The organism is Leifsonia sp. ALI-44-B (genome assembly GCF_001984125.1).
GTDB lineage: Bacteria > Actinomycetota > Actinomycetes > Actinomycetales > Microbacteriaceae > Okibacterium.
Window position 1 is genome coordinate 44829 of sequence record NZ_MTQL01000005.1, and the last position, 23316, is coordinate 68144.

Here is a 23316-nt window from a genome sequence, read left to right on the forward strand (position 1 = left end):
TGCATCGCAGGCTGTTCCCGTACTCAGTGTCGCGCACGGGGAGGAGAGCGGTACCTCAGCATCGCAGACGGATGCCGTTCGCATCGCCTCACGAGAATCTAACGGCGGCCACCGTTGGGGGCTTCTGGTGTTGTTTCTGCCCATTGATCCCATTCATCGAACATGAACCAGGACTCTTCACCGGGGCCGCTGGGCTGGGGGAGATCTTCGCCATATTCCAGGTCGCTGGCTACCTCGCTCGTCCTAGCAATATCTAGGAGGTCCTCAGCGGTGAACGGGTTGGCGATGCGGGGCGGACGGTGTTTGGCAATCAGGGCGAGACCCATCTCTTTCGCTCGAGAGGCGGCCCGGTCATCCCCTTCGATTGCGTTGATGATGGAACCGGTGACGAGGACGTGCCATGACAACGCGAATTCGGCCGGGTCATCCAGGCGCGCTTCCATCGCTAAGCGGGCGGCGAGGTGACGCATTTCTTTGAGGTAACCCACGTTCGCAAGCCCCATCGGGTGGTCGCTACCCATATGAAGGAACGTGTCGACCCGGCTGAGCGCTTCGTAGTCGTCGCGGTGGAACCACTCGTCAAGAACATCGAAGATCGCAAGCAACCGCCCCTCGGGGGTTGTTGCTCCGGCCCTCGCTCCGGCTTCAACGATTCCGGTGTTCCAAGTGTGCTCTCGTCGCTCGAGCACCTCGGTCGCGAGGTCGTCTCGCGAGGAGAATTCTTTGTCGAACTCGCGTCCCGTGATTCCTGCGACACGTTGCACTTCTTCTTTGGTGACTTGGCGGATGCCTCGCTGCGTGAACAGGGGAGTCGCGGCATGAATGATGCGTTCGTGGACAGCGTTCGAGGAAAGGAGCATCCTTCAGTGTGCGCCTCGAAACGCCGAAACGGGGGAAATAGGCCTGTTTGCCAGGACGCGGACCAATAACCGCGGCTTGATGCTCATGAGACCGCTCTCGTCGGCGGTAATCAAAGAAAGGGGCGCCGACCACTTAAGTGGACGGTACCCCTTTCTTTATTGAGATGCTGTTACGCGGCGCGGCGTCGGACGATCTGCGTTGCGGCAGCGATGAGGCCGGCAAGTAGCAAGGTCACTGCCCACCCGATGAGGGGTGCGGTGTCGCCGCCGGTGTTAGCGAGTGGCCCGTTGAAGCCGCTGCCCGAGCCGTTACCAGCACCGTTGCCACCGACCACCGGTGCAACAGCCTGCGCGTAACGGAAGTCAGCCGGGCCGGATGCGCCGCCCGCGGTGGTGACAACGAGTGGGACCGTGCCGGCGTCACAAGCGGGTGTGGAGAACTGCAGCTGTGTGCCGGCCGCGTTCACGGTCACCTGTGTTGCCGGGATGACGACGCCGCACACCGTGACGGTGGTGCCTCCAGGAACGAATCCGCTGCCGACCACGACTACGACGGTGCCGCCCGCTGTAGAACCAGAGCCCGGGGTGACACTGTCAATGACGGGCACGGCAACGTAGGTGAAGCCATCCGGTACGACGATCACGCCACCCGGCAGCTGCACCGTGACGTCGACCGCGCCGACGGTGCCGGCGGGGGAGGTGACGACGACCTGCGTGTCGGTGGGGGTGCCGACGATGGTGCCCGGGGTGTCGCCGAAGAGAACACCGGTGGTGCCGCCGAGGCCTTCACCGACGATGGTGACGGTGGTGCCGCCGGCCGTCGGGCCAGAACTCGGGGACACGTCGGACACGATCGGTGCGACGTAGACGAAGTCTTCGTCAGCGGTCAGTGTGGATCCACCGGCCAGGGTCAATGTCACTTCGACTGAACCTTCGCTGGCCGGGGACGTTACGACAACCGATGTTCCGTCGGGGCTGACCGATTGGATGACAGCCGGCTCGCCACCGAATTCAACGCCGGTAGTTGTTCCAAGTCCTGCACCCGTGATCGTCACGGTGGTGCCGCCGTATTCCGGCCCAGACGTTGGCGAGATGCTCGCCACGTCAGGTTCGACATAGGTGTAGGGGAGTGTGGCGGAGCTGCCCGGGTTCGCGATAACCGCGGTCGTCACGCCCTCAGTGCCTGCGGGCGTGACTGCCATGAGCGAGGTGCCTTCGGCGTTGACAACGACACCGGTCGCAGGGGCGCCGCCGATGGTGACGGTAGTCGCCGGCGTGAAGCCGGTGCCCGTGATTGTGACGGTCTGACCGCCTGCCGTCGGCCCAACGTTCGGGGTGATCGCTGCCGCGGTGACGGCCACCACTGCGGGCGTCTCACATGTCGCGCTAGCAAGCGTGACGGTCGCGACGGCTTCGTCGTCGAACACATTCACGCCCGCGGTGCCATCGAGAGTGACAACGGCAACCAATGCGATGGCCGTGGCCCCACCAGCAGTCACCGTTTCTACCTGGTCAACCGTGACCGTGAGATCCACGCCCGTGAGGTCGACACCGCCTGCGCCACCGAAGTCGACTCCCAGAGCAACAGTCGCGTCGACCGGATCGCCGGCATCAACGGTGGCCACGCCGCCCAGAAGCGTGAGGCCGGCAACGTCGGCAACAGCCGTCGGTGTGCCGCCGGTCGGGCACGTTGCGGTAGCGGTGGCGGCGTCCAGAGTGAGGATGTCGAGACCGAACAGAGAAACATCCGCGTCTGCGATTTGGGCGGACCCTTCGGATCCTGCCGCTGAGCTTGTCGCGCTCGTTGTGACAGCACCGAGGGTGATGTCTGCAAGGGCGGCGTCGAGCAGTGTGATGCCGTCCTCGTCGAATCCGGCGGTGCCGGGTGCTGCAACTGCAACATTGCCTACCGCTGCGTCGGCGTTGAAGCCGATGATTGGAAGGTCGAGTGCGACCGTCGCCGAGGCGCCTACCGCGGAGGCATCACTCGGGGCCGCGTTCGCGGGAGTCGCGGCGAGAAGGCTCGAGCCAGCGATCACCCCCACAACGAAGAATCCGGCTCCGACACGTGATTTAGATCGAGCAAACATACAAACCCGCCCCACTGTCACTTAGAACTCCTCGTTGAGCTCTAGTGCGCACAACATACGTGGCAATAGACACTCTTGAGAAGCCCCTACACAGAATTTGTGGGGGAAAAATCATCCGGTGAGGGTGAATATCCCATGTGGGATGGGCACCTAGGGACTGATCCGTTGATGGCCTATTCTTCGAGATCCGAAATATCGTGCATCGCACTAGGGAGGGGGCCGAGGGCGGCGTGACAGGATGAACTTTCTCGGTATCCCGTAACCTGTCTGTTCCCAAACCCAGCCGTCTGAAGACGAATGGGCGTGGGAACTCCGATAGAAAAGCTGACCTGTTGCACCGAGGTCGGTGTTCGCTATCATCCTTCTCAACGAAGGGGGAACCATGACCATAAAGAAGAGAATCGGTGCCGCTGCTTTGGCCGTCAGCCTTGCCGCGGGGATGACGCTCGCCACGGGTGGCGCTGCCCAGGCGGCCCAATATAAGACTGTCTACATCGGCAGTCTCTGGGACTGCTGGAACTACAAACCGCCGAAAGGCCTGATCCAGACCCGCGACTGCTATTTCGTTTTCAACGTCAACGGCGGCGTGTACGCCAAGGACTTCCGTATTGGTAAGGCCGTCGGACCTCGGTAATGATCTGAAGTCCGATCCCAGATAGGGGTTCGGGTTGTGCGCTGGCCTAATGGGCCAGCGCACAACCACTTAACGCTCGAGCGTCCCGCTGGGATTCTTGGAACCGCCTTAGCGGGCGCCCGCTCTCCGGCCACACAGGCGATGGCGAGGACAGTTGGCGGCGTTCAGCTGATACTGTCCTCAACATCGACAACTCCTGCCGTAAGACCACAGGAAGTATCGCGTGGGGGAGCACGGGGAGTCGCCGAAAGAGTACGAGCGTTCGATCGCTAACGAGCGAAGCGCGTCACGGTCCGTTCTGGACCATCCGCGACACATCCGGGCCAGCAACGGACTGAGTATGGCTACCGAACGTAAAATAGTCGCATTGAGTGCTCGATCGGCGGGCGCGTAGTTGCGAGACGGTCACCATAGCTGTCGTTAGTGCGAAGAGGGCTCGATGCCGTTCCGAAGTAAGGAGACCCTCGAGCGTTGGCTGACTGAGTTTCGATCGGTCCGCAAGGACGGCGAGCTCATACATGTCCTCATCCAAGACGGCGAGGACGGCGCAGACACGGGTCTCGTCATCGTGCCCCTCGTCAACGTCAGCACAGAGATTGTCATGGAACCGGCGTCCGTGGGCGACCAGCAGTGGCTTATCCGCTTCGAACCGCGCGCAGAGCCCTTTGAGCTCACCTCCATTGAACTGCACGGGCTTGCCGCCGAGTTGTCCGCAGCTGCTGCTCTTTGTGAGTTTCTCGAACGCAAAAGCATCGCCCATTTCGAAGAAGGCGAAGCTATCTGAGCCTCGGAAAGCTCGCGAGCAGAAGAGTTTGGCCGTTATCGTCTCCTGTTGCTCTGCTGGTGCGGGTCGCCTGTGCTTCCGCCGCAGTTCGTCTCATGACTACGCGCACCCATGTATGTATCTGCTGTGTTGCGGGATGTCGCGCCGCTGCTTGATCGGGTCACCTGCCAGAAGCCTGGGCGGGAGACCGCGCTATGCCTGGTCGTCGCCGCGCCGTTTGGTGATGCGCCACTCGTTGCCCGTGCTGGTGTTCTCGAAGGTGGCGGTATCGACGAGCAACCGCACGAACGCGAGCCCGCGACCCTCTTCGGCCAGGGCGTGCGGCATCTGGCGTTCGGCATCCGCATCGATCGAGGCGCGCGCGGCAGTGTCGGTGAGGCGGGCCGAGAGAAGCGTGGGCTGGCAGGTCACGGTCACGACCCAGGCCACACCGTCGCCCGCGTCAGCGTGTTGCACCACATTGGTTGCGAGTTCGATGAGTGCGGTCTCGAACCGCATCCGATCGTCGTCTGTAACCGTGGGTTCGGCGACCCAGAGCGCGTCGAGCAGTCCGTGCACCTCATCTACCGTGTCGGGAGGCGAGGTGAGCTCGCGCACGAGTTCAGTCACGGTAGGCCTCATCGGCCGAGTCGTAACTACGCAACACACGGTCAACGTTCGACAATTTCAGCACCATCCGCAGCTGCTCGTTGGGGGCGGCGATGCGCAGGTCACCGTCGGCCTGGCGCGCGCTCTTCAAACAGCCGATGAGGGCCCCGAGGCCAGACGAATCCATGAACGACGTGTTCGAGAGGTCGACCACGATGCGTCGGCGCCCTGCGTCGAGCGCCGCAAGCACTGTTTCGCGCAATTGCGGCGCCGAGACCATGTTGAGTCGACCGTCGCCGCGCACGACTGCGATATCGGTGTCGACGTTCTCTGTGCTGAAGTCCATGTTTCTCCTTCGTCGGTCGAATGGGTGTCAGTCAGCGGTCCGCGGCGGCCGCGGTCTCCTCCGGCGCCTCCTGGTATCCCTGGAATCGCACCGCCGTGACGAGAACGCTCATGCAGACGAAATCGTAGGCGACCCACACGACGTTGACCACTGTTCCAATCACTTCGTCGCCCAGCACGAAGACGCGCACGAGGCCGATGATCACCGACACCAGCAGGATGGCTGCCGCGATGAGTTGCCAGCGGATCTTGCCCCACGGCCGCTTGCCCACGGCTTGCTTGGTCTTGGGCGTGACGGCGAAGTCCAGTGGAAGCTTCAGCACCACGTTATTGAACGCCGTGACGCAGGCGCGGATCCATACGGGAAAGAGGGCCAGGCTGTACTGCTGCCCGCGCCACGTCGGCAACCCGCGCGCCGCTACCAAGAACAGGATCTGGTTGACGATGAAGAACGGCAGGAAGTGCCAGAAAAATTCGGGGGCCCAGCTCTTCACCGGCAGCACCCCGAAGACGAGGAAGACGACAGGGGCGGCGAGGTAGACGATGGTGGCGAAGCCCACCAGGTAGCTCCACATGGTGGAGAAGTACATCAAGCGCTGGGTGAAGCGCATCCCGCGGCTGAACAGTGGGTTCTCGCGCAGGAATACCTGCATGGTGCCCTGGGCCCAGCGCAAACGCTGCGTCAGCGCCGTGGCTAGATCCTCGGGCGCGAGACCGTCGGCCAGCAATTCCTTGTGGAACACGCTCTTCCACCCCAGGGCGTGCAACCGCATCGACGTCGCCATGTCCTCGGTGACCGAGATCGTGGCGAGAGGCATGACCGCCTGCGCCTCGTCGCCGCGGTCGACGTCGACCGCCTGCAGGGCGAGTTGCACCGCTTCGAGGGCGTTGAGCGGTGACAGCTCGCGCGAGGACAAGGCTGCCAGGGCATCTTCGCCGTCGCTTGGGTCGAAAGCCTGCGGTTCGATGCCCGCTAGGCGGTCGATCTCGGCGAGGTCGGCGCGGATGTTGCGCAGATCGTCGCTCACAAGACCTGCGGATGCGGCCCGCACCCGTCGCTGCAGCGTGTACGTCACCTCGCCAAGGGGTTCGGCGTTGCCCAGTTGCCGGCGGGCCTCGTCAAGCGCGGCAGCCGTCTCGTCAAGGGCCGCCGCCAGGGTCGAGGCGGCGACACCGTGCGCCGAGCCCCGGGCGGAGCCTGTGCCGAGGCGACGACGGGCGCGGCGCACGACGCGGGTGGCGTCCCGCAGGGTCGCCGCGACGGCCCGGTCGGTTTCTCGAACATAGCCCGCGATGCCCAACTGCATGAGGGCCTCGCGTCGCAACACGGCGTTCGAGCCGCAGAAGAACGCCGCATTCCAGCCATCCTTGCCCTCTTGGATGGGCCCGTAAAACAAGGGCGCCTGGCTGCCCAACGGGTCGCCCGTCGCGACGTTGCTGAACACCTGCGGCGTCTGCACGAGAGCGACCTTCTCGTCATGGAAATAGCTCAGAGTATGGTCGAGAATCTCGGGTCGCGGGATCATGTCCGCGTCGAGGATGAGCAGGAACTCGCCCGTGGTCTGCATGAGCGCGTTGTTGATGTTGCCGGCCTTCGCGTGCCGTGGGCGGTCCTTCCATTCACGGCCCCGCGTGATGTAACCGACCCCCAGTTCGGCGGCCGCCGCCCGCATGGCCGGGCGATCGCCGTCATCGAGGATGTACGTTTGATGCGGGTAGCGGATGTCCCGAGCCGCTCGAGCCGTCACCGACACGAGCTCGACCGGTTCGTTGTAGGTGGCGATGAAGACATCCGCCGTGACGCCCTTGGGAGGGGGCGGGGGAGCCGGGCGTTCACGTGCGCGCCACATCGTCAACGCGAACAGTGCCACATCGATCAGGCTGTAGGTTTCCGCGACGACCAGGGGGACGGCGATCCACCACGCGTCCCAGTTGATCGACTCGAGCCAGCGCCACGCCACGTAATTGACGCCGAGGAGGACGGTCGCCAGCGCCACGATGCGAAGAACCAGCATGTGCCGATCCTCACGTCGACGATGCTGGCGGCGTGCCTCCTCGTCGGCGTCGTTGCCCGTAGACGTCATCTGTCATCGCCCGTCGTGTCGCTCGTCGTTTCTGACCGTCCCCAATGGTTGGGAAACTCCGTTCCGGTGAAATTAGCACGGCTTCGCCCGCTTCGGTGCCCCTCGTTTTAGGCCGAGGCTCGGTGCTAAAGTCTCGTCCGAGAAGGGCCGACACGACCGCTGAACGGGGATGGTAGTGAGCGATCAGATCGATGAAGCAACGGAGAGGCGCCGGGCGGCCGGTGTTGCTGCCACGGGGCTGACGGGCTCCGACGGGAGCGAGCGTTATGACAAGATCACGCGGGCCGCCCGCGATCTTTTCGACGTGCCCCTTGCACTCGTGAATCTTGTCGACGACTCCACTATCGAGACCATCTCGGGGCAGCCTGGGGGCGACCGGTGGGTGACGCCCTTCGGCGCGGCCTTCTGCGAGGTCACGGTTCGGCAGGCGCGCCCGCTGATCGTCCCGAACACGGCCGACGATGAACGCTTCCGCGATCGCTCGGCCGTGGTTGAGAACGGCATCCGGTTCTATGCGGGCATCCCACTGTCACTCGAGGACGAGACGGCGGTCGCCACGCTCTGCCTGCTCGACACCGCCCCACGCACCCTCGCTCCGGAGGACGAGCACCGGCTGCAAGCGTTCGGCGAGTGGGCGCAGCAGACCATCCGTGGCAGCGCCGAGCGGTCGGGAAGGTTGGAGCAGCTAGAGAGCTCGGCGCGACCCGGCACCCACGGCCGCCCCAGTGTCGAGAGCGCGCGCATCGGCGGGCTCGTGATCGACGTGCTCGATTTGCCCTGGGGTGACACGAGCGGTGACTTCCACACGCACGCCACCGCGGACACGCTGGTCAACGCGAGCCTCGGGGATGTCATGGGCAAAGGGGAGAGCGCCGGAGCGTTTGGGGCCCTCATCGCGTCCACTCTCGGCAGGGTCGATCCGTCGCCCAGGGCGACGTTGGCGACGGCACAGGATGTGGCGCACGACAGTCTCTCGTCGGCCGAAACGTTCGCCACGGTCTTCCACGCGGTCATGGACGCCGATACCGACACTGTGCGCTTCGTTGACGCCGGTCACGGCCTGACGCTGCACGTCGGTCGAGACGGCACGCTCACGCGCCTGTACTCGAACGACCTGCCGTTCGGGCTCCAAGAACCGGGCGAGGGCTGGAACGAGCGAGTCGTCGGCCTGGCCGCCGGCGAGGCGCTGCTCTCGGTCTCGGATGGGGTGCTCGACATCTTCGACGGCACTCTGGTGGGTTTGGACGACCTTGCCCAGGAGTTGCGCGCCAGTTCCGACGTCACAGATTTCTTCACCCGCGTTCAGCGTCGTGCCAACGAAAATCCGCCCACCGACGACATCACGGTCCTCGTCGTCAGTCGGCCCTCGATCGGCGGCTGATACGCCCTTGAGCAGACCTTCCATTTGTCTCTGTCAACCAGCGACGATCGGGCCTAGGATTCCGTTTACCACTCATCCCCAAACTGGGTGGTAAAGGGAGGCCTGGCAGAGTCTGCCCGGCCTCCTCCTTTGTGTCCGCCAACCTGAACGGCTCACACGTTGACGCCGCTGTGGGCGGTTAGCTATGCCTCAGTAAAGCCGTGCAATAGATTTGGGCGACGCACCTAGAGACGAGCAGCTTTTCCTGCCCACGATTACTTTCCAGCTTGGCAATTCGGGCCGCGTATTCCCGATACGGTGGTCCTCGGACGCTGGACCCGTTCGGCTGGGTGCCGGCTATTGAGGCGTGCTGAAGCTTTCTCCGCCGAAGGCGACTGGGGTGACGTCAGCACGTGTCTCCTGGGTCGCCCATACAGGTGACCGACGAATCGCGACGACTGTGACATCGTCTTCATGCTCTGTTGAGCGGGCCAGCTCCGATAGGGCAGTCACGATTGCGGACGGTCGAAGGTCTTTCTGAGCTAGCTGAACGATGTGGTCGAAGGTATCGAGGCCCCCGCCGAAGAGGTCGAGAACGCCGTCGCTGAACACAACGATCAGGTCCCCGGATTCGAGGTGCGTTTCTTTCGTTAGCCAGGTGTCTTCAATGCCGATGCCCACTGGCAAGTTGGTTGTGGACAAGCGTTCCACGGACCCGTTGTCTCGCAATACGACTGTCAACCCATGTCCCGCGTCCGCCCACCGCAGCACGTTGCCACTGAGACGGGCATGGAACAGGGTTGTGAAGGCGGTTCCGGTACCGGCGCTGCCGTCGCTGAAATCGGTGCTCAGTCCTTCGGAAGCACGCACTAAAGCGGCGCTCGGGTCGGGGTCAATCCGCGAACTGCGTAAAACCGCACGTACCGCCGCAGCGATGAGGCCGGCGCCCACGCCCTTTCCCATGACATCGCCGAGAGTGATCGCCACCCCGTCGTCGGTCCTATACCAATCGAAGAAGTCACCTCCGACGGTGGCTGCTGGCAGGCACGTTCCGGCGAAGGAGTAACCAGATACGTTCGAAAGGGCTTGTGGGAGTAGAGACCGCTGCACCTCCGCGGCCCGGTTCAATTCCATCTGTATGACCTTTTCGCGGGCTTGCGTCAACCGGAGTTGTATACCGAACTGGCGGCTCAGCTCGTTGACGACTGCGGCTAGCGACGCATAAACGAGAACGACGATGACCAAACGGAGAAGCTCGATGACCCTGTCGCCATCACCGATGCCGACGATAAATGGAGTAAGTATGACAAGCGCGGTCCCGAGCGCGGCGAATGCCACAAATCGTCGTCCTTCTTGAGCTGCTAGCCACACGACCGGCAAAACAACTAGGGCGGTGAAGATGGACGCCGCCGACCCGGTCGACCAGCGCAAAATACCGAGCGCCAGGAAATCGAGCGCCGGCACAATGTTCACCCAGGGTGAAAGCGCTAAGCCTTTCGCTGTCATGACCCATGCACAAACGGTCGCAGCGACAATCAACTCCACAGCAAGGTAAAGTCCTGGTTCGCTTGATACGACGAGTTGCGGAACCGTGAGCGAGAGAACCGCTGCCAGGGCCACCAGGACAGTCAGTGGCGCCTGCTTCACAAGGGGCGTAACTGAGTAACGCTGAAGGTACGTACTCAGCGTCATCATTAGGAAATCCTTTACAAAATCTGATCCGGTCGTTCGTACTGACGATAGGGGCAACGTGCAGTGGGGCCTACCCCCTAGCAAAAACCGCCGCTAAGTAATGAGTGAAGGAAGCGGTTAGCAAACGCTGGGTTGAACTTACTTCCGCCGAGGAGCCGCGCAGCAGCTAGGTCGCCAGTAGATGGTTCTCGTACATAGCGTCTCACTGGTCCTCGCCCCGAAATTGAAGCAGCCGTCGAGCCGCCAACGATCACCTAAGGTGCGGCATTTTCGAACGTTTCGGCACTGTCATGCATCCGGTGGCCGTTCGCTCGACGAACGGTGCAACGGTTGAGTGACGGATATAGTCCCTTGCGCGCGGCGCCGAAGGAGAGTTTGATGACGACCCAGACCCGGGGGAGCCATGACATCTCACAATGCGAAGCGTTTGAATGAGGTCGTCGCTGCGCGAGCGCGAATGGAATTAGCGACGATCGATTTCAAGCGGACAGTTCAGGACGCCGCTGCGCATGTTCGTCAAAAGACCATCGCAGAATGGGCGCGACTGTCCGAACCTCGAGTAAGCCAAATCGTCAATCGAACGGCTCGTTCTCGACCCGGCTTCAGTGGTGCATCGCCAACCGAGGTTGCGCAACGGTATGCAACCGGAGAGATCTCCGAGCAGCAGGCGATCGACGAGCTGAGCCGGTGGGCGTATGACCCGATGCCCGCCTTCGACCCCTTCGATGAGACCTGGGAACCGGGGGTGGGGACCTGGCTAGAAGTGGAGGACGCCTGGCACGCGCGGCTCATCACAGACGACATGTTCGGCGCGATCCGAGTAAACCGCAAAGGTCTTGGCTTCGATCGCTAGCCGGTGACACGGCGCAATCGCGACGGAGGATCTCCGATACCGAGAGACTCAGACCTGGCCCCTGTTGCGTCGAGGAACGACGGCCCGCCCACAGGATCGCGGGATGCGGCGCGAGGGTGACGCAGACGATTGGCTTGTTACGTCAAGGGCTGCGTTCACTATTATCCTTCTCGATAAAGAGGGACAAACATGACCATCAAGAAGCGTCTCGGTGCCGCAGCACTGGCCATCAGCCTCGCCGCAGGCATGACGTTGGCAACTGGGGGTGCTGCCCAGGCCGCACAGTACAAGACGGTGTATATCGGCAGTCTTTGGAACTGCTGGAACTACAAACCCCCAAAGGGCCTCACCTAAGCCCGAGACTGCTACTTCCTTTTCAACGTCAACGGTGGTGTATACGCGAGTGACTTCCGCATCGGCAAAGCCGTCGGACATCGAGGCTGAGGCTCCAGTAGCTCGACAGGTGGTACCTCTATCTGTGCGCAAGCGCTTATCGGCCAACGCAACTACGAACGCGACGACATCGCTCACAACTTGGGCGCCGCGCCTGAGGCTGGGAGGTAACGAAATCTGACTATCGGGGTTAGGAAATCGTTGTTGACATAATCAACATTATCGGCATTCTAATGTTTCGCACGGGCGGATGTAGATCCGCTATTGACTAAGGGCTTTCTCGCGAGTCGCACTCCGTCAGGACCACGGCGGCGCTGGGCTAGAGCGATGTGTGGAACGTGATTGCGACGACAATATCAACGCCGGTACGAACCCGGACGGCAGCCCTACATGCATACTCGGGCTTTTTCACTAGCAGTGGTGCATAGGTGGCTCCGCTCATCGCGTGCAAGCAAACGTGGACTCAAACCACTAAGCGAAGCTCCAGAAAGCCGCCGAGGCCGTGGTCGACGGGCTCGTCGGCCAAACCTGCTCAGCCGGTGGCAGCGGCACTCGGGTAACACCGGTCAATGCGCCGATCACGTCTCCCTACGGCCCCCGTGAAGTGATCTGCAACTCTGTGGGCTGCTCGACGCCGTTCTATTACGGCCTCGGTTTCGGGGCCGCGTGCGGCACACCGATCAATGCCATTGGCGACGGGACGGTGACGTTCACGGGCGGGGCGGGCGACTTCGGAAACAGGGTCATCATCGACCACGGCGACGGCATCGAGTCGATCTACGGGCACGTCTCAGCGCAGTACCCCGTGAAGCAGGGCCAGACCGTCACAGCCAGCACACCGGTTGCCACGGTGGGCGGCACGGGTGTTGGTACCGGCTGTCACCTTGACCTGAAAATTCAGCTCAATGGCGAGCACACCGACCCCCGTGTGTTCCTCAATGAACACGGCGTAAATGTCTAGGAGACGACACATGCTTACCGACCTCATTACCGCGACCATCGTGTACGCAGGAGAAATCCCAGACGTTCACCCCGTCGCGCCCCCGATCCCGACCGGCTGGAAGATCGGCCTTGTCGTGGTGTTTCGGATCATCGTGGCCGCCAGCGCCAGCGCCAGCGCCACCGTCGCCGGTCTCGGCCTACTTAGCCTTCGACGCGGTTACGGCAACCGGGGCGGCGCGCCGCTCGTGCTCGGTGTTATCGTCGCGCTCATCGCCGTGGTGTTACTCGTGGGCGTGTTCGTTTCGTGGCCGCTCCCGTGGGCGTGACCCCTAAACCAGTCGCCGGCCTCACCCCTTTGGTCGGCGGCTCGCACCAGGACTCCCCCCAGTCCTGTGCAGTGCGGCCCCCGGTTTGATACCCCGTGGGGCCGCACTCTCACCCCGCCAACAGAAAGACGCGGCATGACCACCACACAAAAAACCAAACAGGTTCCCTCGCCGCCAGCTCCCGCCTCTCTGGGCCTACGAACGGGTGCTGGAATCGGAGGGTTTCAGTCGGCGCGATGGTCAGTGCGAGGTGTTTTCTCTACCCCGTTAAAGCGCACAATAACGATTCTTTACGCCCTTTTGGGCATGGTCGCGGCCGTCACATTGACGTGGAGCCAGCCGCTTTCCTTACGGATTTTCGTTGGGGTAGTCGCTGGTGTTTTGCTGGCCGCGATCCTGTGGGTGCTCGTGGCCGTGATTGTGTTTCTTCTGAACGCAACACTCGCCGCCACAGGCCGTCGAGTGGTCTATGTCGATGACTTAGCTCTGCTGGCCGTGAAACGTCGGGTTCGAAAGGGTAAGCCAACGTGGGAGTTCACCGAGCATGTCGCTCGGGACGTTGGCCGAGGTCAGGGCGCTGCCCTTCGAGAGAAACTTCGAGTCCCATTTCTCGAGGCGGCGGACCAGGCCGGCGTCTACCTTTACGGCAGTGCAGCGACGCACGGGTTAACAGGTATATCTCCGGCAGTTCGCGGCGTGGGGACTCCTGGCCGAAGGGAAGCGCAAAGTCATTCGCGCTCCGCAGTAGTCGTTGCGCAAAAATGTGCGCAAGATCCCGTGCACATAAGCGTGCACCCGCGGTAGTGTCGGCCGCAGTCGCGTGACTGGCGGATCGCGGCTCTGAGGCCCGGCGCGTCGTGTCCCTTCGCGCCGGGGCCTCGCCTCTGCCGGCAGTGTCGGTGGAGCGTGAGACAACAAGGCAATGGGCACGAACCGGCGCTACGCAGACCACTACGACCGACTGATGACGCAGCGCATCACGGAGGTTCTGATTCGTCCTCAGCCCGTGAGCCTGTCGCCGGCTGAGCTGGACACCGACCACGACGAAGTGACGACGCCGGCTACACCTGTGAGTGTGCGAGCGTGGGCGCGGTATCCCGAGACGCCGGCACGAGTCGAAGGCCGCGCGATTGCATGGACCAGCCGCGCCGTGCACGTCGAATGGGTCGACGGCAACGGAGAGACGCAGCGCGCCTGGGTATGGTCATCCGCTGTCACTAAAACGTAACTGACTCGTCAATCATCGAGCTTTTTGCGGCTAGAGCACCGCCGGCGCTCTGCGAGGGTGAGATACCCCCTCGCGCTCCCCCAGATGGCCGGCATGCCGGCCTGGCAGTACCGCGACGCGGTACTGTGTTTCCGCTTTTTTCCCCTATCTGGCGGTTCATCGTAGTTCGCTCCCAGAGCTCCGTGCCATCCTGCGACGACGCGCCCTTCGGGCTTATTTCGCCGCCGCAGGATGGCACTACGCTCTTCCCGCTCACTATCGATTTCTCTCGCCAGATAGGCAAAAAAATTGTTGGTGGAAGGACACAGAACATGACGGCACAGATCTCCCGGGACGTAGCAACGCCCACGGTTTCCTATCAATGGAACATCTACGATCTAGTTCCCAATATGGTGACGAGTCCTAAACGCCCGGGGTATACGGAACACGAGATCACACTCCATCCGTCAACGCTCGTTATCCAAGGTAGGTCTGGGCATCAGGAGGAAGTACAGATAGCGGGTCAATACATTTCACCGGAGGGTCGCCTTGCGCGGTCAAACACCACAATCAGGTTTACCGTGCAAGACACCGAGATGACATATGGGTGCGAAGAACTGCCCGAATGGGTGATGCCCTACTTAGAGGTTGCACGCAGCCTCTCGGGTGGTGGGAGTAGCGAATTGTGAAATATCTTGACGCCGCTTCAAGCTCATCACCCACGGGGTAGAGATCATGATTAGACTGAGCTTAAATGACGTCTAGACGTCGAAAATGGGGGTCGTGATGCAAAAGCTAGAACCAGGTAGGGTTCGCGATGGAATCGAACAATTTTTCCACCGGCAAGCAGACGCTACAGGCGCTTCGGCGGAAGAAATCGCCCTCTACATCGAGTCTGTTTTAGGTGCGGAAGTAGCCCGCTCTTCCGTTCGTTCATACCTGCGCCTCAACACCCCGAATAAATTCGAGCGTGTAGCACGCGGTAAATATCGTTTGGTCCGCGAAAATGCATGATTTTGCCCTCAGTCCACGGGTCGAGACGGAAGAGCCCGCATTCAGTTTCGGCAAAGCGGAACTGTTCCATGCGGACTCACTCGAATGGCTCAAACGCCAACCCGAGAACTCCATTCACGGCGTTGTCACCGACCCGCCCTACGGGCTAGTCGAGTACACGCCGCGCGAGCTAGCGAAGCTCCGAGCCGGCAAAGGAGGGACCTGGCGCATCCCGCCGTCCTTCGACGGGCATACACGGTCACCCCTCCCGCGTTTCACCACCCTGTCGGACGCCGAGCTAGCCGACCTCGAACGGTTCTTCAGGAACCTCGGCGAGGCACTGCGGCCAGTACTCGTACCCGGCGCCCACGTCATGGTTGCAGCCAACCCTCTCGTGAGTCACCTCGTGTCCTACGCCCTCGATGCAGCGAAGTTCGAACGACGCGGCGAAATCGTTCGCCTCGTAACAACCATGCGCGGCGGCGATCGTCCGAAGAACGCGCACGAAGAATTCTCCGACGTAAGCGTTATGCCCCGGTCGATGTGGGAACCGTGGCTGCTGTTCCGGAAACCTCTAGAAGGAACCGCCGCGGCCAACCTCAGAAAATGGGGCACCGGCGGGCTGCGGCGTATCTCAGACACTCAGCCATTCGGCGATGTGATTCGCTCTGCACCGACTCGACCCGCTGAACGAAGCATCGCAAACCACCCCTCACTAAAGCCCCAGGCATTCCTGCGGCAGGTAGTACGCGGCATTCTTCCACTCGGTGAAGGCATCGTTCTCGACCCCTTCGCAGGGTCAGGATCAACATTGGCAGCAGCAGAAGCAGTCGGCTACCAATCCAAAGGCGTCGAGCTCGATGCGACCTATCTCAACATCGCATCGAACGCTATCCCGGCGTTGAGTCAGCTCGTCGTTGCGTCCTGAACGCGGTCTCTATCCCGATCAAGGTACAGCCAGGAACGACGCAACTTAGCGACGCCGTCTCTATCAAGAGTGGAGGTGCGTGTGCCGAGAGCGCCGCGTTCGTTACGGCGGAAATCGTCTGGCTCAACCTGCGCTAAATACACCTCACGGAACAGCATCGGACGCCTGTCCTGAGCTGGCTCCGTCTCTGAGTCGATCTCGTAAACGAAGACACACATCCATTGCTTACGGCCACCGTGGGTGTCGACTGCGCCGCCAGGCTTTCGAGTCGACTTGATCTCGACACCTTCTTCGCCCGCCTTCACTGTGTCGTTCGGGTAAACCCCGCGCACCAGTAGATCAGGATGCCCGTTGTGATAAGCGTTCACGACCAAGGACCGGGAGTGTTTCGCCAACGATTCCGTGATCATGTCGGAGATTGTTCCGGAAAGATTTGCGGCTCGGAGCATGTCGTCTAGCCGGGGCAAACGCTTGTCTTGTAGATGCAAGTTTACGTCGTAGAAGAAGTCGTACACGTCTTGCATAGCGGATTGAAAATCGAGCGTTCGCAGGTTGTAAGGCAGCGATGGTGCTGGGTTGAACCGCTCTTGGTAAACCTCTTGACGTGTGATCACGGGATTAGCGTAACGTGCAAGAACTTCTCTATCCGGCGTAATAGGTCACGACCTGAGTCGCGTTACTAATCCAAACTCTGTAGTGGCTGCCCCCGGGAAGTTCTATCGTCACCCAGTCACCCCCTTCCTGCAGCGCCTCATCGATCTGGCCTTCCACGAAGGACACGTCTCCGGAAACGACGCCCTCCAGTTCGACCCCATTGATCCAGATACGGTTTCCGATTTGATGATCCATAGGGCACACCATAGGGCTCATGAACAACAATCACTAGCGGCTTCATGCTCGAGATGATCGGCCCGGCTAATCGCGGACTTCTATCGGAAGTTGGACTTCCACCATTTGGAGATAGTGGGCGCGGCTTTGACTGCCCCCCAGACACCTGCCGCGAGTCCTGAGCCCAGCACAAGGAAGCCGGTCAGCTTCCGGCCATCGACGACATTTTCGGGAGGAAAGAGACTCGCAATGTGCTCTTTCGGGTAGTACTTTCCGTACCAGTAGACGTACCCCTCGGCCGCGTAGTCGACGTTATCGTCCCAGTCGTGATCGTCTTCATAATCCCATTTCTGAGACATGCACCCCCCCGTTCTGTTGATGGCTTCGAATTGCCCCTCATAGAGAGAAGTGCTCGCCAATACGGTCTCGATGCCCTGGAACGCCACACACTAGCGATGTTCCAGGGCACATGGGCGATTCGCGGTGATTATTCAACTGCAAGCAAAGAGCTTCCAGCAGCGAGGACTGTAACTACCCCGCCTTCGGGAGGTTCGACGGTAGCGATGTTGTCGGCGTCGACAGTGAGTACGTAGCCCTTCACGACCGCGCGTCGTCCCTCGGGAGTCTCTGGAACGTCTTCAACGTCTACCTCTCCGCTACGGACCACATCAGTTGCGATGTATTTGATGGGCCGGCCTTGGCCTCGGGTCCAGGGCGAGGCGGGACTGCGCTGGCCGATGAGGTACCCGAACTCTTTCGACTCGTTCCCGTCGAAACTGACCGTCTGTCGCTCTGTGTCGCGAGTGTGACCGGTGATGTCGTAGGCCGAAACTACGCGTTCTTTATAGACCCCTATGATCACGTCCCCGTACATCCGGATCGCGTCTTCGGAGATCTGGTACCAGTCTCCTAGGGTCGCGTCATCCAGGTCCATCACTCCCGCTAGAACGGACGGGTAGGTGCTCTTTACATTAACTACGATCAACTTGATCAATCCTCCGTTTAGCCGCATTAGTTGCGGTCTCACTAGAGAAGCACGCCCTCGTCGTCATGTCAAGCATCTAATTCATACTCATCTTTAGACGCGTTAGATGTCGACTGCTGGATGGGATCGCATAAATGAGGCAAGACAACGCCCATGGTGCGCTCAGTCCTAGGCGCCTGAGCATTAAGCCACCGGATGACCGGGAAGCGGAAAGAACGGGTCACGTGTACGCACGGCATGGCCAGGCTTGTTCCCGCAGCCAAGGTACGCAGCGTCAGGCGTGCTCTTCATCCTCTAGCGCCTCTAGCCAGCTGTGTATCTGTGCGGCGGTTTGTTTGCCAGTTCGGAACGACGTCAACATCTCTCGCGGATCCTTAAGGAACACGTCAAAGTGCTTACTAGGGGTGTCGGAGAGAAAAAAGGGCAAGGCCGACAGGGTGCTACTGGATGGTTTCTCCCGCACAGTTATCTCAACCCGGCCATCAACATTGGCGACAGACGCCTCGGGGAGCAACGACCAGATTATGTTGAGCGTTTCAGTATCGATTCGATCGTTTCTCAACCGGAGCACCCCTCTTCCTCGATCGTCGCCAACTGTGGGACGCATCTGAGTCACTTCGCGTTGGAGATCCCGAACAGTACTAAGTACCTCGGTCAATATCTCCGAATCGCTTCTACTCGGAGTGACGACATTGCTTCCCAAGTCACGTGCGGTCTTTACCGCAGCCTCAAACTTCGGCCACTCTCTGTCGAACATCGTCACGATTATGTCGTCTGAGATTCGGTCCTCGGCGGCTAAGGCCTCATTCATTTCTCGAACAAGACCCAAAATCTCATCCCTAACGCTGACGTCTGCGGCCTGAAACTGTTTCAGAGGCCCGGCAATCTGTTTCGGTTGAAGGCCCACTAAGAGAGGCGCTACTCGGCCATTTAGAACCGATTTTCCTAGAGCACCCGCCTCGAAATTGATCCATGGAGTGTCCATATTCTCTGCGGTCACAACGACAATTCCGAAGCTTGCCAATTCGAGCTCGTCGGCTATCACGGGCAACCCCCGTGAACCTTTTTTGATGTCCTCAGACGAGATGAATGTTTCGATCTTTCTATTCGAAACGATTGTTAGGAGAGGCTTCAACGCGATCGCAACTGCATTAGCGACCGCCCCCGACCAGCTGATGAATACCTTCACATGTTCCCCCAATTGGTTTGATGCCCCGGAATAGTGGCAAAGGAATGGTTGTGGGGCATTCTAGGGATCATTAGAAAACTAGGTCAGAAACGAACGTTTGTGGCGCACTCCCAAGGGTCGGTCACAACCCCTCGATTCCACCCGTTTTATCGGTCGCAACTCATCTTTGACACGTATGTGTCAAAACTGATCTGGCCGAGCGTTTATGACCTGCTCTCGGATCATGACCCGAATCGGCTACGCGCGCGTCTCGACCATCGACCAGGACACCGAGGGCCAGCGCGATGCGCTCACTGCTGCCGGCTGTGTTCGTATCTTTGAGGATGCGGCGTCTGGGGCGCGCTCAGACCGCCCGCAGGTCGCGGGCGCGCGCGGTTACCTGAACCCCGGTGACGAGCTGGTGGTCTGGAAGCTGGACCGCTTAGGGAGGTCGCTCCCCCACCTGATCGAAACCGTCGGCCAGCTCGGGCGCCGCGGCGTTCATTTCGTCTCTCTGACGGAAGCGATCGACACCACCACACCTATTGCCGGCTGCTGTTCAGCATCGCGGGTGCGTTCGCAGAGTTCGAACGCGACCTAGTGCGCGAGCACACGCAAATAGGCCTCAGAGCGGCGCGACAGGCAGGCCGCAAAGGTGGACGCCCCGCGGCCGCGTCGGACGCTCAAATCGCCGCCGCACGCATGCTTATTGAGAACGGATCGACACAAGCAAAAGCGGCCGCCACGGTCGGAATCTCGCTACGCACCCTCACACGTCGATTAAAGTGCCGGGAAAGTAACGTTCGGCTGTCGCAACGTTTGAGACCGCGATGCTGCGAGATTTTGCATAGGCCGTTGAGATACGAGCTCTCGTCTAACTGCCCCTCAGCGTGTCAACGATCTCGGCTTCCAGAACGGATCCGTAATCGGTCTCTTTCGATACGAGCATTCGGCTCGCGTTAAGCGCGTCCCGCACCTCGCGTTGGATTCGCAATTCGTCGTATCCCGAGAACTTTTCACGCGTCGATTTCGCAATGTTGATCAGCTCGGGCGGCACGTCTTCGAACATACGTATGCTGATTGTGAGCGGCATTGTCGAGATGTCGCTCACGCCGTGTTCTCGACGTAATGGGCCTAGCCGCAAAATTTGGGCTAGGTAGTCGGGGCTGAGAACTGGGCTTGCTGGGGCATTCTTGCCCAGTTGGTCCTTAAGCCATTTCTTCAACTTGAACGCAGTGCTATCAAGGGTGAGCCACCAAGCGTCATATCCAAGCGGAGATGTTGGAGAGCCTTTTCGATGTTCGATAACTCCAACTACGTTCTCAACGTCGTGACTGATTAGCCGTTGTGTCGATGCAATCGGGGCGCCTCGCTTTGTTCGCCTTTGGGAGTGTGCCTGGCTCCAAAGTTCTTGCACGGCTCCACGAAGTTCCGTTGCCGCCGCATCGGCGAGAGTAGACAGATTGTGCTTTCTAATCCCAAAGTGATGCGCGAGGAATTGTTCAACATCCAGCTGCGGCTCCTCAGAACCCTTGATGTCAGAAACCCATACTGGAAAATCCGATTCTGCACGCCCGGAAAATATGTAGGCGCTATATACGAAAGGAATACGAGCGCGCCATTCGGCTGCCATTCGGATGTATCGCAACGAGTTCTCTAAATGGGCCTCGACTTCTTCAATAACTCCGTCTGTCACAGCTAAGGAAACCCCTGAAGCCGAAGCCGCGGCCAAGAGGTTGGTGAAGTTTCGCTGGGATGGTTCTTCAATCAGCATTTCCCCTAGGAGTGGCAGAATCGCGCTCGTATCAAGCCAGATCTCTCCGCCACTGAAAACTCGAGAAAGCGTCTTCTGCACATCCGGAGTTTGCTGCAAAAAGGCGAAAAGTGTGTACGCGTCTAAGATCCGCGTGAGATGGACTTTGGTTCGGTCGGAAGGGCCGGCGAGGACATTGCTAATGGCTCGCGCAGCAGAATCGGTCGAGAGCTTGAGTGGAAGCTGTAGTGCTGCAACCAGGTCGGCGAGCTCCCCGAGGCTGGCTGCCGGTTCGCCCGCACCATGTACGGCATCTACAAAGGCTTCGCCTCTTTGTAGGAGAAGACTTTCTAGTGCCTGTCGGAGAAGAACGGCCTCTGTTTTTAATAGCTCGGGGTCCTTATCTAAGCCCTCATGCAACCCATATGCTCCGGCCGCCAGATCGGCTTCAACCTCTTGCTGGTCAAGAAGATATGACGCGGCGTTTTCTTTCCAGGTTCTCGCTTCCTCAAACGCCAGGTGATAAGTCTTCGTGTCTGTTCTTTGCTTCACTGGTCCGCGTTTCACCGCAAGTCTGTTCAGAGCGCTGACTACAAGTGCATCAGCCTGAGTGGCATTTGCACCGGGTAAAAATGACCGAACCGTACTCTGGACTTCCGCCAAACTCCGAGTACTCTCGGCTGATGTGTTCACGAGCGCTGCCTTTACAAGAGCCTCAAAAGAGGTTCTTGTGATCCCGCGCTCCGTCTCTCGGTCTCTGGCATTAAGGGCCAACTGCAGAAGGGCAACTCTGCTTTCTTCATTCGAGAGTGGTGTGGCAACTACTGTCACCAATTTCCGTTCCTGCAGGAGAGGGTCCGCTATCGCGACGGCTAATTCCTCGCTTGCCGTCGCCCTTTGAGGGGTGCTTGCAGCCCGTTCTATGAACCAGTTTCGGTCGCGTATGTCCAACTGAACTCCGAAGTCATCCCATGCTTCGGTCTTTAAGTTGTCAGCTTGGGCCCCAATTTCCTGACTCGTGCAATAAATGACCCTTCGCAGCTGGGGGAAGTTCTCCCCCAGGGTGCGCAACGTAGCTCTGATTTTTGGGCGCCATTCAACGGTCACTGAGTACTGGAATCCAGTTCTGGGATCCTTGTCTAGTTCAAACAGCTCCCCGTCGCGGCCGCCGTCGCCGCTCGGACTGGCCGTTGTGCGCAGGTTGGGGAAGTCTTCGAGTAGGAATTCAGAAGCAAGCCGCTCGAACGGGCGCCAATGCTCGGCGCGGAGCTGACCAAGAGCGAATTCGAATCGAGGATGCGACATAGCCGAATCGTAACCTCATGGGCATGCGTATCGGAGTTTTGTCGCTTGAGTTGCACCCTCGAAGAGATGTTCCTGATGGGATTCAGCAACTTCGCAGAGAGGCCCATTCATGGTTGCGGCCGGTTTACCCGTCAAGTTCCTGGATTGCCTCAGCAAGCTGCAGATCAGGCGAATCAGCAGTCCACTGCATGATGCGCACAGTGATGACCTGTCCGCTCAAGGTGTCGTCAATCACCACAGGTGAGTCGTCATCTACGGTCGAATTCGTGAGGATAAGCAGCGCTTTAATCCCACTGTTTGACGCAGCTTCGATTGCGGGTCGATAGTTGCCACCTTTGGATAAGGCACTGCGTCCCGGAGGTCGTCCCGCAGAGCGATACTTGACGTCAATTCCGATCTTCTTGTTGACAATTGCGTCTAACCCACGCATTTCGGAGAAGGTTACGTCGTCACTAACACGTTTGAGGGCAGCGAACGTGGTTCGTTCGTACGTTCGGGCAAGCGTAATGTCGACCACTCGTGAGGGGAGATCGGCAGCGGAATCGCTTGCCCGCTCAACTATCTCCCGTGCTGTCTCTCGCTCGGTCGGGGTAGCAGTCTCCGATTCCGCAGTTGCGACGGCATTCCTGCCCACTTTTGCGTAAAATTCTGTCTCATTTTCGCCGATTTTTATTCGGCGAAGAGTTTGCCCAGTGAGCGCCAGCATTGCAAGCGCAGCCCCGATAAGGAACAAAGCTGCAACCCCGATTTCATTCTCGGTGAGGAAGACAGCAATGACGCCAGCAGATAGAAGAATTGCCGCTGTTACCGCGGCGAGCACCCGTTCGGTAATGCTCAACTGCGCGGACGTTGAGTTCGTATCTGCCATGGGCATAAGTATGCCAATCCAGAAGACCTCTCACACCAGATGCATCTGGTCGGGAACTTCTGGATCTACGCCTTTTCTAGACTGCGCACGCCGGAGTCTCACCGTCATACCTGTTCGACCTCATGGTCGAGCACATTGAGTTGACGGATCGCGGAATCCCAGCTTGGTTCCCGCAACATCCCGAGATTGGCGATGGGGAGTTGCCTATCGATTCGCGTTAACGAGAAAGCCCCCGCCAAGGCGGGGGCTGAAGCTCTGTGCCCTGATCTGATCCGGCTACCAACTGAATCCAGATCGAGGCAGTTCCTAGATAAAGACCGGTGGGGAACC

General features: G+C 60.1%; 23 protein-coding genes and 1 pseudogene. 11 read left to right on the forward strand and 13 right to left on the reverse strand.

Going from position 1 to position 23316, the window contains the following annotated elements; translation table 11 throughout:
• Positions 1 to 98: 98 nt before the first annotated feature.
• Both ALI44B_RS00820 and ALI44B_RS00825 read right to left on the reverse strand, forming a co-directional pair.
• Complete coding sequence (locus tag ALI44B_RS00820) at positions 99 to 860, reverse strand: TetR/AcrR family transcriptional regulator (protein WP_077052904.1); 762 nt, start codon at positions 858 to 860, stop codon at positions 99 to 101.
• 170 nt (positions 861 to 1030) lie between these two features.
• Positions 1031 to 2905, reverse strand: coding sequence for an IPT/TIG domain-containing protein (locus ALI44B_RS00825; RefSeq protein ID WP_179100181.1), 1875 nt, complete (start codon positions 2903 to 2905; stop codon positions 1031 to 1033).
• A 427-nt stretch (positions 2906 to 3332) separates the two neighbouring features.
• Here ALI44B_RS00825 and ALI44B_RS00830 point away from each other — a divergent pair, with 427 nt between their 5' ends.
• Together ALI44B_RS00830 and ALI44B_RS00835 are read left to right on the forward strand one after the other, a co-directional pair.
• On the forward strand, positions 3333 to 3584 hold the full coding sequence (locus ALI44B_RS00830) for a hypothetical protein (protein WP_143458867.1): 252 nt from the start codon (positions 3333 to 3335) through the stop codon (positions 3582 to 3584).
• 439 nt (positions 3585 to 4023) lie between these two features.
• Positions 4024 to 4368: a hypothetical protein gene (locus ALI44B_RS00835; protein WP_077052907.1), complete on the forward strand. Its 345-nt coding sequence runs from the start codon at positions 4024 to 4026 to the stop codon at positions 4366 to 4368.
• A 192-nt stretch (positions 4369 to 4560) separates the two neighbouring features.
• On the opposite strand, the gene ALI44B_RS00840 is transcribed toward ALI44B_RS00835, so the two are convergent.
• The 3 genes from ALI44B_RS00840 to ALI44B_RS00850 are packed head-to-tail and all read right to left on the reverse strand — an operon-like array spanning position 4561 to position 7316.
• Positions 4561 to 4977 carry an ATP-binding protein gene (locus ALI44B_RS00840; RefSeq protein ID WP_077052908.1) on the reverse strand — a complete coding sequence of 139 codons (417 nt, stop codon included), beginning with the start codon at positions 4975 to 4977 and terminating at the stop codon, positions 4561 to 4563.
• The gene (locus ALI44B_RS00845) at positions 4970 to 5302 is read right to left on the reverse strand and encodes an STAS domain-containing protein (protein WP_077052909.1); all 333 of its coding nucleotides are present in this window, start codon (positions 5300 to 5302) and stop codon (positions 4970 to 4972) included. The genes ALI44B_RS00840 and ALI44B_RS00845 overlap by 8 nt, the downstream gene beginning before the upstream one ends.
• A 31-nt stretch (positions 5303 to 5333) precedes the next feature.
• Entirely contained in the window at positions 5334 to 7316 is a 1983-nt protein-coding gene (locus ALI44B_RS00850; protein ID WP_077052968.1) for a glycosyltransferase, read from the reverse strand.
• Positions 7317 to 7560: 244 nt separating this feature from the next.
• On the opposite strand from ALI44B_RS00850, the gene ALI44B_RS00855 reads away from it, so the two are divergent.
• Positions 7561 to 8766 carry a PP2C family protein-serine/threonine phosphatase gene (locus ALI44B_RS00855; protein ID WP_077052910.1) on the forward strand — a complete coding sequence of 402 codons (1206 nt, stop codon included), beginning with the start codon at positions 7561 to 7563 and terminating at the stop codon, positions 8764 to 8766.
• A 336-nt stretch (positions 8767 to 9102) separates the two neighbouring features.
• Here ALI44B_RS00855 and ALI44B_RS00860 read toward each other — a convergent pair whose 3' ends face one another.
• Positions 9103 to 10440 (reverse strand): PP2C family protein-serine/threonine phosphatase, encoded by a 1338-nt coding sequence (locus tag ALI44B_RS00860; RefSeq protein WP_077052911.1) that lies wholly within the window; start codon positions 10438 to 10440, stop codon positions 9103 to 9105.
• A 400-nt stretch (positions 10441 to 10840) separates the two neighbouring features.
• Between ALI44B_RS00860 and ALI44B_RS15710 the strand changes: the two genes are divergently transcribed.
• The 7 genes from ALI44B_RS15710 to ALI44B_RS00880 all read left to right on the forward strand — a co-directional run bounded on the left by ALI44B_RS15710 (position 10841) and on the right by ALI44B_RS00880 (position 16079).
• Entirely contained in the window at positions 10841 to 11290 is a 450-nt protein-coding gene (locus ALI44B_RS15710; RefSeq protein WP_143458869.1) for a hypothetical protein, read from the forward strand.
• 189 nt (positions 11291 to 11479) lie between these two features.
• Positions 11480 to 11644 (forward strand): hypothetical protein, encoded by a 165-nt coding sequence (locus ALI44B_RS16045; protein WP_179100182.1) that lies wholly within the window; start codon positions 11480 to 11482, stop codon positions 11642 to 11644.
• A gap of 541 nt (positions 11645 to 12185) precedes the next feature.
• A complete protein-coding gene (locus tag ALI44B_RS00865; protein WP_083709365.1) occupies positions 12186 to 12644 on the forward strand; it encodes a M23 family metallopeptidase in 459 nt (152 codons plus the stop codon).
• Positions 12645 to 12654: 10 nt separating this feature from the next.
• A complete protein-coding gene (locus ALI44B_RS00870) occupies positions 12655 to 12951 on the forward strand; it encodes a hypothetical protein (RefSeq protein ID WP_077052913.1) in 297 nt (98 codons plus the stop codon).
• Between the two features lie 922 nt (positions 12952 to 13873).
• The gene (locus ALI44B_RS00875; protein ID WP_077052914.1) at positions 13874 to 14179 is read left to right on the forward strand and encodes a hypothetical protein; all 306 of its coding nucleotides are present in this window, start codon (positions 13874 to 13876) and stop codon (positions 14177 to 14179) included.
• Positions 14180 to 14941: 762 nt separating this feature from the next.
• Positions 14942 to 15172, forward strand: coding sequence for a hypothetical protein (locus ALI44B_RS15715; protein ID WP_143458871.1), 231 nt, complete (start codon positions 14942 to 14944; stop codon positions 15170 to 15172).
• Entirely contained in the window at positions 15165 to 16079 is a 915-nt protein-coding gene (locus tag ALI44B_RS00880; protein WP_077052915.1) for a DNA-methyltransferase, read from the forward strand. Before ALI44B_RS15715 ends, ALI44B_RS00880 begins: the two co-directional genes overlap by 8 nt.
• Here the strand turns inward: ALI44B_RS00880 and ALI44B_RS00885 are convergent.
• From ALI44B_RS00885 to ALI44B_RS00905, 5 genes are all read right to left on the reverse strand, one after another.
• Entirely contained in the window at positions 16058 to 16693 is a 636-nt protein-coding gene (locus ALI44B_RS00885; RefSeq protein ID WP_077052916.1) for a hypothetical protein, read from the reverse strand. The genes ALI44B_RS00880 and ALI44B_RS00885 overlap by 22 nt on opposite strands.
• A gap of 28 nt (positions 16694 to 16721) precedes the next feature.
• The gene (locus tag ALI44B_RS00890) at positions 16722 to 16928 is read right to left on the reverse strand and encodes a hypothetical protein (protein ID WP_143458873.1); all 207 of its coding nucleotides are present in this window, start codon (positions 16926 to 16928) and stop codon (positions 16722 to 16724) included.
• Between the two features lie 80 nt (positions 16929 to 17008).
• Positions 17009 to 17353, reverse strand: a complete 345-nt coding sequence (locus tag ALI44B_RS00895; protein WP_077052918.1) for a hypothetical protein — start codon at positions 17351 to 17353, stop codon at positions 17009 to 17011.
• A 41-nt stretch (positions 17354 to 17394) separates the two neighbouring features.
• Positions 17395 to 17901 (reverse strand): hypothetical protein, encoded by a 507-nt coding sequence (locus ALI44B_RS00900; protein WP_077052919.1) that lies wholly within the window; start codon positions 17899 to 17901, stop codon positions 17395 to 17397.
• Positions 17902 to 18166: 265 nt separating this feature from the next.
• Positions 18167 to 19081: a toll/interleukin-1 receptor domain-containing protein gene (locus ALI44B_RS00905; protein ID WP_077052920.1), complete on the reverse strand. Its 915-nt coding sequence runs from the start codon at positions 19079 to 19081 to the stop codon at positions 18167 to 18169.
• A gap of 223 nt (positions 19082 to 19304) precedes the next feature.
• On the opposite strand from ALI44B_RS00905, the pseudogene ALI44B_RS16550 reads away from it, so the two are divergent.
• A pseudogene (locus ALI44B_RS16550) lies at positions 19305 to 20023 on the forward strand (recombinase family protein).
• Here ALI44B_RS16550 and ALI44B_RS15720 read toward each other — a convergent pair.
• Positions 19935 to 22118: a hypothetical protein gene (locus ALI44B_RS15720; RefSeq protein ID WP_143458875.1), complete on the reverse strand. Its 2184-nt coding sequence runs from the start codon at positions 22116 to 22118 to the stop codon at positions 19935 to 19937. The pseudogene ALI44B_RS16550 and the gene ALI44B_RS15720 overlap by 89 nt on opposite strands.
• A gap of 124 nt (positions 22119 to 22242) precedes the next feature.
• Complete coding sequence (locus ALI44B_RS15725; RefSeq protein ID WP_143458877.1) at positions 22243 to 22986, reverse strand: hypothetical protein; 744 nt, start codon at positions 22984 to 22986, stop codon at positions 22243 to 22245.
• Between the last annotated feature and the right edge of the window lie 330 nt (positions 22987 to 23316).

Excerpts from the sequence above, each read along its gene's own strand:
- ALI44B_RS00820 (WP_077052904.1), bottom strand. The coding sequence starts at position 860 with ATGCTCCTTTCCTCGAACGCTGTCCACGAACGCATCATTCATGCCGCG.
- ALI44B_RS00830 (WP_143458867.1), top strand. The coding sequence starts at position 3,333 with ATGACCATAAAGAAGAGAATCGGTGCCGCTGCTTTGGCCGTCAGCCTT.
- ALI44B_RS00835 (WP_077052907.1), top strand. The coding sequence starts at position 4,024 with ATGCCGTTCCGAAGTAAGGAGACCCTCGAGCGTTGGCTGACTGAGTTT.
- ALI44B_RS00845 (WP_077052909.1), bottom strand. The coding sequence starts at position 5,302 with ATGGACTTCAGCACAGAGAACGTCGACACCGATATCGCAGTCGTGCGC.
- ALI44B_RS00850 (WP_077052968.1), bottom strand. The coding sequence starts at position 7,316 with ATGCTGGTTCTTCGCATCGTGGCGCTGGCGACCGTCCTCCTCGGCGTC.
- ALI44B_RS00860 (WP_077052911.1), bottom strand. The coding sequence starts at position 10,440 with ATGATGACGCTGAGTACGTACCTTCAGCGTTACTCAGTTACGCCCCTT.
- ALI44B_RS15710 (WP_143458869.1), top strand. The coding sequence starts at position 10,841 with ATGACATCTCACAATGCGAAGCGTTTGAATGAGGTCGTCGCTGCGCGA.
- ALI44B_RS16045 (WP_179100182.1), top strand. The coding sequence starts at position 11,480 with ATGACCATCAAGAAGCGTCTCGGTGCCGCAGCACTGGCCATCAGCCTC.
- ALI44B_RS00870 (WP_077052913.1), top strand. The coding sequence starts at position 12,655 with ATGCTTACCGACCTCATTACCGCGACCATCGTGTACGCAGGAGAAATC.
- ALI44B_RS00875 (WP_077052914.1), top strand. The coding sequence starts at position 13,874 with ATGGGCACGAACCGGCGCTACGCAGACCACTACGACCGACTGATGACG.
- ALI44B_RS00880 (WP_077052915.1), top strand. The coding sequence starts at position 15,165 with ATGCATGATTTTGCCCTCAGTCCACGGGTCGAGACGGAAGAGCCCGCA.
- ALI44B_RS00890 (WP_143458873.1), bottom strand. The coding sequence starts at position 16,928 with ATGGATCATCAAATCGGAAACCGTATCTGGATCAATGGGGTCGAACTG.
- ALI44B_RS15720 (WP_143458875.1), bottom strand. The coding sequence starts at position 22,118 with ATGTCGCATCCTCGATTCGAATTCGCTCTTGGTCAGCTCCGCGCCGAG.
- ALI44B_RS15725 (WP_143458877.1), bottom strand. The coding sequence starts at position 22,986 with ATGGCAGATACGAACTCAACGTCCGCGCAGTTGAGCATTACCGAACGG.